The sequence below is a fragment of the Nostoc sp. C057 genome (assembly GCF_013393925.1).
GTDB lineage: Bacteria > Cyanobacteriota > Cyanobacteriia > Cyanobacteriales > Nostocaceae > Nostoc > Nostoc muscorum_A.
Window position 1 is genome coordinate 1,620,453 of record NZ_CP040281.1, and the last position, 13,101, is coordinate 1,633,553.

At 43.9% G+C, this 13,101-nt stretch carries 8 protein-coding genes; 2 read left to right on the forward strand and 6 right to left on the reverse strand.

Features of this window, described 5'->3' with window-relative positions; translation table 11 throughout:
• Positions 1-22: 22 nt before the first annotated feature.
• The 4 genes from FD724_RS07355 to FD724_RS07370 all read right to left on the reverse strand — a co-directional run bounded on the left by FD724_RS07355 (position 23) and on the right by FD724_RS07370 (position 10,765).
• Entirely contained in the window at positions 23-8,833 is an 8,811-nt protein-coding gene (locus tag FD724_RS07355) for a tape measure protein (RefSeq protein ID WP_179072144.1), read from the reverse strand.
• A 126-nt stretch (positions 8,834-8,959) separates the two neighbouring features.
• Complete coding sequence (locus FD724_RS07360; protein WP_179072145.1) at positions 8,960-9,442, reverse strand: hypothetical protein; 483 nt, start codon at positions 9,440-9,442, stop codon at positions 8,960-8,962.
• Between the two features lie 2 nt (positions 9,443-9,444).
• On the reverse strand, positions 9,445-10,056 hold the full coding sequence (locus FD724_RS07365; RefSeq protein ID WP_179072146.1) for a hypothetical protein: 612 nt from the start codon (positions 10,054-10,056) through the stop codon (positions 9,445-9,447).
• A gap of 241 nt (positions 10,057-10,297) precedes the next feature.
• On the reverse strand, positions 10,298-10,765 hold the full coding sequence (locus tag FD724_RS07370; protein ID WP_179072147.1) for a hypothetical protein: 468 nt from the start codon (positions 10,763-10,765) through the stop codon (positions 10,298-10,300).
• Positions 10,766-10,802: 37 nt separating this feature from the next.
• Here FD724_RS07370 and FD724_RS07375 point away from each other — a divergent pair, with 37 nt between their 5' ends.
• Both FD724_RS07375 and FD724_RS07380 read left to right on the forward strand, forming a co-directional pair.
• Entirely contained in the window at positions 10,803-11,027 is a 225-nt protein-coding gene (locus tag FD724_RS07375; RefSeq protein ID WP_179072148.1) for a hypothetical protein, read from the forward strand.
• Between the two features lie 69 nt (positions 11,028-11,096).
• A complete protein-coding gene (locus FD724_RS07380) occupies positions 11,097-11,678 on the forward strand; it encodes a hypothetical protein (protein ID WP_179072149.1) in 582 nt (193 codons plus the stop codon).
• Here the strand turns inward: FD724_RS07380 and FD724_RS07385 are convergent.
• Together FD724_RS07385 and FD724_RS07390 are read right to left on the reverse strand one after the other, a co-directional pair.
• Positions 11,632-12,372, reverse strand: coding sequence for a DUF3102 domain-containing protein (locus tag FD724_RS07385; RefSeq protein ID WP_179072150.1), 741 nt, complete (start codon positions 12,370-12,372; stop codon positions 11,632-11,634). The two genes, FD724_RS07380 and FD724_RS07385, sit on opposite strands and share 47 nt — an antisense overlap.
• On the reverse strand, positions 12,369-13,085 hold the full coding sequence (locus tag FD724_RS07390) for a sigma-70 family RNA polymerase sigma factor (protein ID WP_179072151.1): 717 nt from the start codon (positions 13,083-13,085) through the stop codon (positions 12,369-12,371). Before FD724_RS07390 ends, FD724_RS07385 begins: the two co-directional genes overlap by 4 nt.
• Between the last annotated feature and the right edge of the window lie 16 nt (positions 13,086-13,101).

Sequence of the window (13,101 nt, forward strand, 5' to 3'; positions counted from 1 at the left end):
TGATTCCCTTATGAAAAATTTTTCACATTCCCGCAGCCATTACCTGTCCCCGTGACATCCTATTCATCAAGTCCGCCGCATCATCAATCGGGTTAGCGCTGGAAACTGTTAGACTGCGCGGTGTACTAGCAACTGTAGCCATGCTTTCAATCAACCTATCAAGCCTTTGTTCAATCCCCTGATTAGCCATCTTCAGCGCCTCTACAAATTGATTGCCACTACTAGACTCACGCGGTTGAATACTGCTTGAAGTTAATACCGATTGCGTTTTATCAATTGGCGGAATGTCGGCTTTGGTAGATGTCGGAAATTTTGCTGACTCGCTTGGTAGCTTCATTCCATCCCGTTGTCGTTGGTAAGCATCAAACAGGTTTTCTCCCGGCTTGAGTTCGAGTTTAGGAATCTGGTTAACGTCAATTCTTGTCGGAAGTGCTAGTTCTGGAGATCGGTTTTTCTCAGCTTCCGACAAACTTATTGGTCTGCCAGCACGCTCACTAGTCTCTACCAAATCTATTGCAGCGCCACGTCTACGCCTTGATTCACCAGCTTGCAGGTTTAGAGCTTCCGTCCCTTGGGTGACTTTCTGCTCTTGGGTCGCGTTAGCAGCAATCTCAGGCTGGTCGTTGAGATTAGCCTGGGCACTGTCTACACGCTGATTGCTGAGGTCAATTTGCTTGTTGGCAATGTCGAGGTTAGTCTGGGCGGTTTGAATGGCCAGTGGGTCTTTTTTGGATATGGCAATCTTGAGCGCTCCCTCAGCTTCGTTTTTGGCTTTTTGGGCGGATAGTTGGGCAGCTTGAGCCTCATACAGAAGTGTTTGAGCAGCAATTTTCTGGCGCTTCAGATCATTTTCTAATGCTTTGCGTTGAAATTCCTGCTCTGCTTTCATGCTTAACTCTTTGATTCTGGCAATGTTTTGCTCAGTTTCTTCTTTTTTCTCTTTAATTTGAAGCTCGTAGTCTTCTGGGTTGTCTCCGCTACTGCCTTTTGTGACTGTGGCAGGTGTGACAGTCAGCCCGTACTGCTGCCCATAGCCTAGCTTCTTAAGTTGAGCCTTAATAGCTGCCTTAGCTTGAGGTTTAATGCTCGGATCTTTGAGCTTCTGTACCAATGCTTCCGCATCATCAGCATCAGCTTTTTGGTTTTCCAGAGGTGCAAGAGCAGCGTTAGATAACGCTTTGGATAGGCTGTTGCGGGATTGTTCTAATTTGCCAGTACGCTCCAAACTTTGGTTATAAAGGTCAAGTTTTGCTTTGGATTCATCAAGCTGACTTTGTTGCTTTTTGAAGCGATTATCCTCAGCTTGCATGATGCGTTGAATGTTATGCTCGACGACTTCCCGGTACTTCTCCTCAGCCGCAATTTTTAGGTCAATTAGTTGCTGGTTGCTTTGGGCTAGCTCAAGGTTAAGAGCCATTTCTTTTTCCGTGGCTTCTCGCGCACTAAGCACCCCTTCTCGTTGCAACTTCTTAGTTTGGGCAATCTTGGTTTTGATGAGGGCAATGTTACTAGTAGCTGCTTTCTGGTCAATGGAGTTTTGGTCAAGAGCAAATTGGTCTTGGGCTTGTGGCGTTAACCCAGAAGCTAAAAGTTTTTCTTTATTCCCAGTAGTGGCAGAAGTTGAAGAAAGTGCGATCGCACTTTCGGCTTTCTTGTTAACAAACTCAATATCTTTAAGTCGTCGCGCCTGAACTGTTTGCTGTACAGCGAGGCGGTTCTCTGCCTCTTGGCGTTCTGTGGCGGTTAATTCAGTGGATAAGTCACGCTGGCGTTTAGTGAATTCCTCGGCTGATACCTTGCCTTGTTCGTGATAAGCCCGTAGGGTAGCTAGCTGATCAACGATGTTCTTTTTCTGCAACTGACTGCTGTTGAGTTGAACTTTGGCAATTTGTTCATTAACCACTTCCTCTGACATCAGCCTAGTTGCCTGAGCGCCTTTGAGGAAGGAGATTTTATCATTCTCGGACTTTTGAATAGCAGCGCGAGAATTGGCGGCGGATTCGTCAAGTATTGACAGGGAAGTGTCTTGAATTACTTGTTGCAGCTTTCCTTTGGTGTCGGTGGTAGTTTGTTGAGCTTCGGCAAATTTTACCTTGGATTCACGTCCCGCTTTCAGCTTTTCTAATATCCCTTTGTCAGCTTCATCTGAAGTGTTTTTGAGGATATCGTCAATTTTGGCGATTGATGAATCTGGTGCTACACCTAGTCTCTTTAATGTTGATTGAAATTCTGGTCTATTGAGTTCTTTATCGTATGCTTTGGTTGCCACACCAAGAGTGCTTTCATCAGCAACAGCTGCATTATATTCATCATTAGCATTTAAGAATGCGAGCTTCTTGGTGGCTAAGTTATTACTGGAGAATCCAGCGATCGCTTCCTTGGTATTACCTAATTTACGTTGTGAAAGATTCTCCTTATTCTTCTCTTGTCCTTCAGCCAATGCCAAGTTCAATCCTCGTAGTGCTTGGGTAAATGCCCTTATTGGGTCAACTCGGAGTGAGGCTAAAGATGCGTCCAAATCAGCCTTAAATTCTTTGGTTGGGGCTGCTATTTCTTTAAGCCTAGTTTTGAGTTTTTCTACTGCCTCTACCCCTCCCAACGCGCTAACTGCCTTGGGATCGTCAAGAACCTCTAACAGTGCCTTAATGCTGTTAATATACTGGTCTGTTTTCGTCGAATCCAAGGTAATAGGTTTAGCAATTTCCGCACGCTTGTCATTAAGCTTTTTTATTTGCTCATTTTGTTCTTGTTGTTTTTGTCTGAATTCGGCAGGTACAGCTAAACCCTTATCCGTGAAATCCCGTTTGACTTGAGCTTGAGTAACTTGGCGTTGCTGTTCGGCACTTAAAAGCTCCGCATCAATTTTTGGTAATTGTCCTGTTTTGCCTGTGCCGTTTTTCAGTCCCTGCAATCGCACACGAGCCGCAGCTAAAAAATTCTTCGTTTCATCTGAAAGATCGTTAATATCTTTGATTGTTGTATCGCGCTCTAGCTCTCCAAAAGTTTGGAGTTTACTTGCCCCCTTAAGCGCTATGGCTCCTCCCGGTACATAACTAGCAGCCACGGCAGACAAAGCTGAGGTTACAGGATTGCTTTGTAATTTCTGTGCATTATTTCTGATGGGGCTAATTAAAAAATCATCTGCCAATTTACCAAAGCTATTTGAAGATTCTGGTTTACTAGCTTTTTTGTATGCGTTTGCAGCTTCCTCTGCTGTTTTCTTAGCTGCCTTAGCTGCCTCGTTAAATGATTTCACTAGGTCAGTATTTACGGCATCATTCAGCAGTTTTACAACTTCCAAAACAGCGAAAATACCAGCCGCCCATTTTACTGAAGCTGAATTATTGATAGTCTGTCCAAAGGCTTTCATTCCACCAGTCAATCCGACTTGTGCAAAATTGACTTTAATCATCTCAGACAAAACAGCGCCAAGAGCAGACAGCATCTTCCCTGACAAAGCTAGAGACACAGCTATTAGGGCAAATCCAAGCTCTCTGGCAACAGATGTGATTCCTTTGAGTACAACAGCAAAAACATTCAACCCTGCTGTAGCAGCTGGTGCAATACCTTCGCCTACACCTTGCTGCAAACTGAGGAATGCGTTTTCTACCCCAAATATTGCACTTTGGGCATTATTAGAAGCATCCTTAGCAGCATCGCCAAATTCAGATTTTAGCTGGGCAGCAAAGCGCGGCAAGAAATCCTCAGACAATATAGATCCCGTATCGAGTAGCCTACTGAACTCTGCCTCAGTTACACCCATTGCACGGGCGGCAATGCCCAAAGCGCCTGTCAGCCCTGATTCTGCTAACTGCTGGCGCATTTCCTCGGACGATAATTTTCCTTTACTGAGTGCTTGCTGTAACGCTAAAAATGCCCGTGATGTTTGCTCGCTACTGAGGCTTAATACAGTACTTGCGTCCGCCATTCCCAAAAAGAGTTCACGAGTACCCTTGCCTTCTAGACTCGTTCCTCTTGCAGCTGCTGCTAATCCCACAAAGCCCTCGGTTGAGGACTTCAAAGGGATTTTCAGATCCTCAACAGTCTTGCGGACAAACGCCAAATTCTGAGCGCCCCCAGCAGATCCCCCTGATGCGAAATTTAGGGCAGTTTTGAGGCGATCGAGTTCTACAAATGCTTTAAATGATTCCTGGGCAATGCTGCCAAAGAAATTCTGTGCCCACATTCCAATGCTGAATGCGAGGAAACCTTTGATTACCCCGCCCAGATTTTTGATAAGCCCGATCGCACCACCCGCCCCAATACCAATAGATTCCAAGAATCCCTGACTAGGCAATGGCCTGCCGATCGCATCGTAAACTTTCTCAAGTTGACTGGTTAACCTATCAAGTTGCTTGACCTGCTTCTCTGTTAAATCCCCAGGAGTTTCTAGGATTTTAGCTATGCCTTTGGTCGTTGCGCGGGACTGACGGGCTAACTTTTGGTATTGCTTTTGCTCAACCTTATCGCCACGCTGTTCGGCTGCGATCGCTTGAGTTTCTAGACTTGGCGCGATCGCGGTATCAACTTCTATCGCTAATTGGGAAGCCCGTTTTTTAACTCGTTTGGCAATACTGTTGTCAAGCGATTTGAAAATATCTTTGATGCCCTGGAATATGGAAGGACTTGGGGCAATTTCGCCAGAGTCTTGAATGCGATCTGGTAATATCTCTGGAGCTAAACCCTCCATGCCATATTTGCGTTCCAATTTGGCTGATAACTTAGCCCGTTGGCGAATGGTGTCGCGCTCGTTGTCGCGTTTGTCGGGGTTTGGAGCGTTATCTTCGCCCCTTTTGATGTTATCAGATTGAATATCTTCAACTATTTTGGATGTTGTTTGGAATCTATCTAGCTTGGCATTGAGTCCGGTTACAGTGCCTTCTAGTACTTCACTGATAGTTTCGGGCGACAGTTCTTTTTTGCCTTGGTTGATGATGTTAGCGATCGCTCTTTGTACTAGACTTGCGCCCTCTGTAATCCCAACTGCCAAACCTTCAGCGATAAATTTACCAATGCGTTCAAACACCTTAGACGGCGATCTAATCTCAGCTTCATTTTTGGCTGCTCCTTCAATAGCCGCCATTACCTGTTGAATTTGTTTGATGGGTTTTTGAGCAGTATTGCTCATACCACTTCCGATCGCACCTACTAAATTCGCTCCTAACCCCTCCCCTATGGCTGCCGGATTTCCAGTCTGACCAATCTCGGCTAATCCAATTTTCGATTGTTCGGAAATGCTTTTAAGTTGAGTCCTGACCCCTCCCAAAGACTTGCTATGTCCGGGAGTTAGCTGATGTTCGCTGCTTAACTGTTTAGCGATCGCCTCTTGTTCAGCCGATGCTTTTATTATCGACTCAAGCGCTAAACGTCTATCACTGACATCTAAATCTTGAGCAATTTTTAGGGCATCAGCAAGTGACTTTCTTGCTTTTTTGAGTTCACTGATAGCTTTTGGAGCATCAAGCGATGGATTTACATTACCTTTAGTGTTGGATTTTGATAAAAATTTATCTGGTGTAAGCTGACTTATTTTTTGGGCTATCTGCTCTCTACCATCTGCGGTTCCACCACCTGAACTAATCTCATTTAATAAAAGCTCTTTATTTGTATATTTGGTATCAATCCCCATGCGTCGTGCTAAATCCTTCACACCCTTAGCGTTGAGATTTGAAGCGGCGAATTTTCGCACATCAGCACTTGTTTTAAAATCCAGTCCTGGATTGTTAGTAGTTAAAGGCAATTCAGTTTTAGGTGAATCCCAGATATCGTAGTTTGACTTAATTGGCGATATTTTTTCTACTGAGGTAAGCTTCTTTTTCTCCAATTCACTCTGCAATGCTGCCTGCTCCTTCTCAATGGCAGACATTGATGATGCAAGAGTATTTCTAAGGGATTCTTGCAAAGCAATTATTTCTTCAGTAGGTAAGACATGAAGCGAGGAGCGTGCCTTGTCAAGTAGTGGCTTAAGCTCAGAAAATCCTTTTTCTAGTATTAACTTTTGATGAGCTAGAGATTCTTTCCCTTCTTTCTCTATACTTATCCCAGACGATAACGCTTCTTGTTGGACTTTAGTGTAATGTGTATCTACAGAGCTATTTATGCCTTTGTACTGACTTGCTGGAAGTGGAGCGCCCCTGCCAAACTCTGCTTCAAAGTTGTGAATTGCTCGTTTTTTCTCTGTCCGTTTCACTACCTCTGGTGAGAGTCTTAAGTCACCTATGTAAGCATTCGTCTCTAAAGTTCTTGATAAATCTCGTGATTGTCCGTGATTTTTTTCTGCATCTTCAAATCGAGTCGAGCCTTCAATTCGCCCACCTTCAATCCTTAGCTCCTCTGCTGTTGGCTGTATATTCCGAACAGAGTCAGCCGCATCTATCTGAGTTTTTTTGCCGAAACCATAATCAATCGCGTGGATTATTTCATGGGTAAGAGTGGATATATCGAGCGATGTTAAACTTCCAGACTGCGCTCTAGAGAATAATTCATTGCTTACCGATACTTGATTTTTTGTAGGATCGTATAACCCTGAGTAGCCTAGTTCTTGTTGAGTACCAGATGCTTTAAGTTGTGGGATGTCACGCGATTTAACCTTAATGCCTGCATACAAATCGGCTACGTCTTTAACAATTTCTCTGTATTCTCGTGGTAGCTCAGTCTCGGAGCGGTTGTTTGCTATATTTCTTTTTATTTCCTGCTCTTTCTTTTTGCCCTGCTCCCTTTGTAGTATTGCCCCTTCACTGTAGTATTCTTTCTGTTCCTGCACTACGGATTTGGGCTTTTGTGGCGCAATTTCGTTAAGATTGCCAACCTTGACTACTTCGTGCGATGCATTACTATACAGGGCGGGAATAGCTTTGGTCAGCCGAGTTTGTAATTCCTGGATATTTTCAGCTAATACTTCGTTAGCCGCCGCCAACTTCCTGTTTAATTTTTCAATTTCCTTGGCGGGATCGGCAAGTTCAAGCTTGTACAGATCCAATGCCTTGTTCGCAGCCGCCGCACGTTTTTGAAGTTTTTGAACTTGTTCAGGGGTAGCGTCTGGTGAAACGATCGCGGAATCTAAATTCGTCTTAGCAGAAGTAGCTAAGTCTGTTAACTTAGTAAGCTTCTTGCCCCGAATTGCTGTGCTAGTCTTGGCGTTGGTTTTGACGCTACCTTGGGCTATTTGAACAGATTTCTGGGCTGCTGCCATCTGTCCAAAAATTTCCATACTTTTGAGTAACTCTGCTGACTGAGAAGACAATTCTTGCTCAATTCCCAAATCAGCTAATAATTTAATTTGACTATTTAGCCTCTCAAAATAATCAGCACCAGTTTTCTTGAGAGAGGCAATAGCTTTAATATCTTGTTCAATGCTGAGATTTCCGCCCGCCAATACTTCAGAAAACTCAGCCATCTTTGATTTAATCGATGTCTCTGCTGCTCCCCTTTGTTCGAGTGGAAGTTCAGCGATTTTTTGTAGCCGGATTTCTAAAGCAGCGATCGCCTGTTGTGCAGCTTGAAGTTTTTTTTGCTTTTTGGCTAAATCCTCTTCTTTCTGCTTGATTAGCGGAACAATTTTCTTAACATCTTCTTGGTTGTTAGCGATATCCAAGAATTCACTAGCAGCCGATGCTTTGGCTTTCTTGGTTGCTTTAAACTGGGCTTCAACATCGGTGAACGCAGCACTGGATGACGCAACCGCCCTTTCTTCGTCTGTCGCCAAAGATTTAACAGCTTTCTGGGGAGATAAATTAATACTGTAAAGCTCAAGAGTTCTTTGCAACAACTCAAGCTGCTTAACTACGACTCCACCAATGGGATTGCTTTTGATTACCTCAACGATCGCCGATTGTGCGGCGGGAATGGCTTGTAACGACTTCTCTACAGCCCTTTGAGATATCAACTCCAGTGAGCCGATATTTTGCCCCAGTGTTGATTGGATAGCTTTAGATACTCCAGACCCCAGCTGAAGCCCCAAAGGTGTGCCAATGCCTTCAAACGCACCTCTGAGTGTAGCTGCTAACGGAATGGTGATTAGTGAGCCAAGTCCACCAAAGATAGCTCCCAAAAAGTTAGCTTTGGGCTTGGCTTTCTGGAATCCGTCTTCTATAGACTTGGTTATATTTTTTGCAAAGTCGCCAGCGTTTTGCGTAGATTTTTCAACTGGCGAAACGGGAGCTTGTACTTTGACTTTGCCGCTAATCCCACTAGCATCAATATCTACATTAATCTTAATTTTGGACTTCTTGAAATAGCTCTCAATTTTGTTCGTAACGCCTTTGAGTTTCGATTCATCAACTGAATCTAAACCCTGCATCAAACCCGCGATCGCATACTTACCAATGTCCCGAAAAACTTTCGACGGCGATTGAATTCCTAATTGCTTATTGACCGATCGCACCATCGAATCAATAGCCGATTTCCCAGCGTCCTCAACCCCAGAGAACCCTTGAGTAAAACCCTCAGCAGCATATTTACCAACTTGCTCAAACTGCTGTCTTACTTTCGCCTCATCGACTTTAATGTCAACTGTGACGGGAGAAATATTAGACAAGCGCCGCAGCTTTTCTTGGAAATCTTTGACGTTGGGCGCTAGGTCAATTTTGATGGGGTCGATGCTAGTTGACAGCTTCTTAATCTGCTGGTCAAAGCGGCTAGTATCTATCTCAAGGGGAATGAAGATGGGTTGTTGCGATCGCAATCCCTTGATTTGTCGCTCAAAATCTTTGGTATCCAGCTTGATACGATATGCAATCTGACCAGCATCTTGCTGTTGCAACTTTGTTAAGTCGCTATCGAACCGGGAACGATCCAGGGTTAGTTTGATTGAAGCGGAGCCAAGAGTTCCCATGATTGCGATCGCAGCATTACATCAAACAATGGGTTCCCCAATAAGTAATAAGTAATGAGTAATGAGTAATGAATCTTACTTATTACTTCACAGCCATGCTTCCAGCGCTGTCTCATGAAAAATTTTTCATGAGGTAACTGCAAACTCTCCATCCAGCACCCAAACTTGACCTAGTTCCGGTACTCTGACAACCCCGCCATCTGTAGAGATCGCCCCACTCACGCCATCAACAAACCCCAAAGAGAACCGCACCAATCCGTCATCAACAACCGGCTGTAGCAGTACCAAACCCTCACCAATCCACACAAGAGGCGTGCATGGATCGCTATTACGGGATTTAGCAAGTTTATCCACAGGTGCGATCGCTACACACCATCCAGGCAATTTACCCGCGTCAGCCAACGCAAAGAAGGCATTAGCAGCTGTGGAATTAATGCGATCGCCTTCATCATCAGCAGGAGTGAAGTAGAAAAAGTCACTCGGCTTTGCCGCCTCAGACTTCGGATCGCGGTTGGAGTTGACGAAGCACGATGTCAGAGTGGCGATTCCCAACTCAGCCAGATGCAACTCCTCACGATGCAGTTTAGCTCCGTAATGCAGCGCTTGCAAGATTACCCAGGTTGGTTGACTGCCAAATCTTCCTTCGCTGAATCTTTCTTCTTGCGGCCAGTAACGGCGGACTCGCCAGTAGATTTCTCCCCAGTCAGGATCTCTGGGGTCGGTATCGAGTTTCCCAATTCTTCTTCTGTGATTGGGGTTGCTTCTGCGGGCCAGCCAGCTTCCTCGTTTTTGGCGAATTCAATAATCAGAGTCAGTAATTGCGGATGAACTTGATTTGGATCGCCAGTATTTTCAAGCTTCCAATCCGGTACTAACCGTTGAATTACGGCAGTAGCCAGTACTAGGTTACGTGCGCTTGCTGTTTCGTCCATCAAGTCTTGGAAGGTTACAAACTCCTCTAAATACTCTGCTAGCGACTCGCTATCACCTTGAGTCAGGGCATTGTAAATATCAATTACTTTATTACCTGATTTAGTGGCGATATCTTTCGCTAATTTCACAGCAGCAATGCGAATATCTGTTAGGTTGGCCGATTTTATAAATAGGCGTTCATTGGGGCTGATGTCGCCGTATTTAGGTATCTCCAAAATGCCAGTAACATCGTTGCCGATAATAGCTAGTTCAAATTCTTTTGGCGTTGTCTTAAAAGGAAGTTTAAGCATTGTCAGTTATTAGTTATCGGTTATCAGTTAACTGAGTTCCCGATTGCCAATAAAAAGGTGGCTGGCTCACCACCTCACAAGGAGACAATAAAATTTAATCATAAATAAAAGCTTACAAAAAACGGGTGTCCATGAACACCCGTAATTCCTATTCCAATAACAAGAGTAATTTAAATTTTAAGTATTATATTGCGCTTGCTCTTTGTGCTAATAGTATAAAAGTTAAGTGTCAATCATTGATTTAGAAATGCCTGAAAATTTTAATATCTCGCCAACTTGCTCTCATACAATCTTTCGTTTCTGCTAACCCCCAGATTTCAAGCAGAAAAACAAGAAACGCCTCGCACAAACGCAAACTTTCTTTAAGCCTGAAATAAACCCACCAATAAACCCAAGATAACGGGTAAACATCTGTGCGGACACAAGTCACGGTAAAGCGCGCCTTACTTGAATACACTACTTTGTATTTCCAGGGAATAGGATGTCGATCACAAAGAGATATATGCTCCACTTCAAAGGGAGTACTCGCAGGATAACTGCCATCCCAAACCCACACCTTTTTGCAGGTTGTAATTACAGGAACTGCCATCACAGCATGAGGTGGAAATGCCCACCAATTGCCATCCACTAGAAATGGATCTCTATAATTATGGCGATCGCAATACTCTTCTATTGATTCACATTCAACTTTGAAGCCTATTGGATTCATGACAGAATTGTATAAACTTTTTTTATATTTACAGTAAATGTTAGAAACTCGCCAAGAACATTTAAGCTGGGCGAAACAAAGAAGTATTGAATATGCTCAATGTGGCGACTTGGTTAAAGCGATGAACTCCATCGCTAGCGACTTGCAAAAACACCCAGAAACCAAAGGGCATCTAGCGCCTGAACTCGCGTTGCAATTATACATATCTGGAGAAATTTCTACTCCTGAACAGATGATTAAATTCATTGAAGAAATCAGTTGAGATGTTAACTTGTCCAGTGAGTGACTGGACATATTAGAATTGTCCAGTGAGTGACTGGACAAGCTAACAATGACTGGACAAACCGTCAAAATATCTAGCCTGCAAGAGCGCTACAAACTGAACTCTAGGCAAGCCGTAAATAACCGAATCAACGGATTAAAGATAGATCCAGTAGCCCGTGGGGAAATATCCGCCGAACAATTAGACCTACTGGACAGACTGGACAAGCATATTCGGGGTGGGGGTGCGATCGCCGATTTTCCGATTCAGCCAGAAGTCCAAGTGGACAAACTAGACAAACTCCCACAACCAGACATTGAGTTTGATGCCAGTGGAATGAGCGCCATCAACGTTATGGCAGAGTTAATGGAAAAAATGATGTCTTACACTTATGCAAGGGATTTATCACCATTGGCTAATTATGAGGAACTAGAGAAAGCAGTCAAATTTGAATGGTTGCTACCCACATCTTTAGTCAAAAGGCTGACAGGAGTTTCCCCAAAAACGACGCATGACAGTGATACTTTTGTTTGCGGAAGCTTCGCCTTTACCAAGACATGTAAAATTGGGCGTGAAACTGGCTGGGAGGTAACAAAGCAAGTGGTTAGCCTTGACTTAAAACAGCTGTTTCCTTTCCGCCAATCAACTTAGCAGCCATGCCTTGAGCATCACTTGGCAAGTAGTCTTTACCAATGCTCAAACTAGCTGCCAGAACAGCTTTTAGTTCATTTTCTGGCAGATATTCAATCACCAGCGCGATCGCTTCCTTCAACTGCTCAGAAATGTCAGTCACCTTCACATCAATAATCTCAGCATCCACCGGGTCAAGCGGTTGAGATTCAGGAACCAGTTCTTTTTTGAGGAAGGGAATCTCACCCTTGGAAGTCTTGCAAAGTATCACGTCTCCTTTGCTCAACTCCTCCTTAACTTCAACTGTCTCCCCGTAGCACGGGTGCGATGGGAGTGCTACCTTATACTTTGTTGTTGGTTCTGGTGGCGGTAGTTCTGGTTTTGGTTCGGCGGCTGCTAGAGCGATCGCAGTTCTTAATGAAGGCAGTACTAATTCGGCGGTTGTCTCACGCGTGGGACAAGCTGCAATAATTTTATCCCACTTGGAAGCGATCGTAATTAGGCGGTAAGCGTGGCTACGAGAAAAATTACAATTCTCCTCAACCCAGGTTTTGAATTCTCCGTAAGCTAAAGCACCTTTTACAATAATTAGTGATTCACCTATTTGTCTGTCGCTCAAAAGCGCAAGTTTTAAATATTCAATTCCGTCTTGATACAATTGCTTAGAACGCTCAAAATCCTTGTTAATGTTAATAGCTAATTCAGTTAAATTCATAATTCTTCTTGTGACAACGATATACGTAGCTTGACCAATCCCAGGTTAATATAAGCCTTGATTTTTTCAGGAGTTGCTTTTTGGCGTTTGGCAATATCTTGAATTGAGTTGTTGCTGAAAAATTTTTCAACAATGGCAGTTCGCTGATTAGCTTGCAGCTTGCTCAAGTGTTTTAACACCGCTTTATCATCAACCTCATCGTCATCAGCTTGCATGGGTTCATGCAAAAGCTCGTCTAAACTAATAGTTATATTGCTATCTAAAGCTTCTATTTCACGCCATTTGCTTTCACTTATACCTAGCCCCAATGCGATTTGTAAGGCATCTGTTTCTCTGCCCAGAGATGCAAGCGATCGCTGTAATCTTCGCACCTTTGCCTTCGTTTCAATAGCGGTGCGCGGCAGTTTTACTGATTGCCATTGGTCACGGAGAAAATGTTGAATTTCCCCTTGAATATAGGGGATAGCGAAAGAGCTAAAAGCATTTCCTGTGCTGGGATCAAAGCGATCGGCCGCTTTGATTAACCCGATATAACCTAACTGATATAAGTCTTCATAAGGCTCCCGGCACACCTGAGACATCCGGTGGACGACCTTATGGACTAATTTCTCATTTAATTGAGCTAATAAATTCCGTTCATCAACAGCGATCAACCGCATAAGCTTGCAACCAAATATATTAACAGGGTATTTGGTGGCAAGTAATACAGTCATTGTAGGGAGTACGGAA

Coding starts and splice junctions, on each gene's coding strand:
- FD724_RS07355 (WP_179072144.1), bottom strand. CDS start 8,833: ATGGGAACTCTTGGCTCCGCTTCAATCAAACTAACCCTGGATCGTTCC.
- FD724_RS07365 (WP_179072146.1), bottom strand. CDS start 10,056: ATGCTTAAACTTCCTTTTAAGACAACGCCAAAAGAATTTGAACTAGCT.
- FD724_RS07370 (WP_179072147.1), bottom strand. CDS start 10,765: ATGAATCCAATAGGCTTCAAAGTTGAATGTGAATCAATAGAAGAGTAT.
- FD724_RS07375 (WP_179072148.1), top strand. CDS start 10,803: ATGTTAGAAACTCGCCAAGAACATTTAAGCTGGGCGAAACAAAGAAGT.
- FD724_RS07380 (WP_179072149.1), top strand. CDS start 11,097: ATGACTGGACAAACCGTCAAAATATCTAGCCTGCAAGAGCGCTACAAA.
- FD724_RS07385 (WP_179072150.1), bottom strand. CDS start 12,372: ATGAATTTAACTGAATTAGCTATTAACATTAACAAGGATTTTGAGCGT.
- FD724_RS07390 (WP_179072151.1), bottom strand. CDS start 13,085: ATGACTGTATTACTTGCCACCAAATACCCTGTTAATATATTTGGTTGC.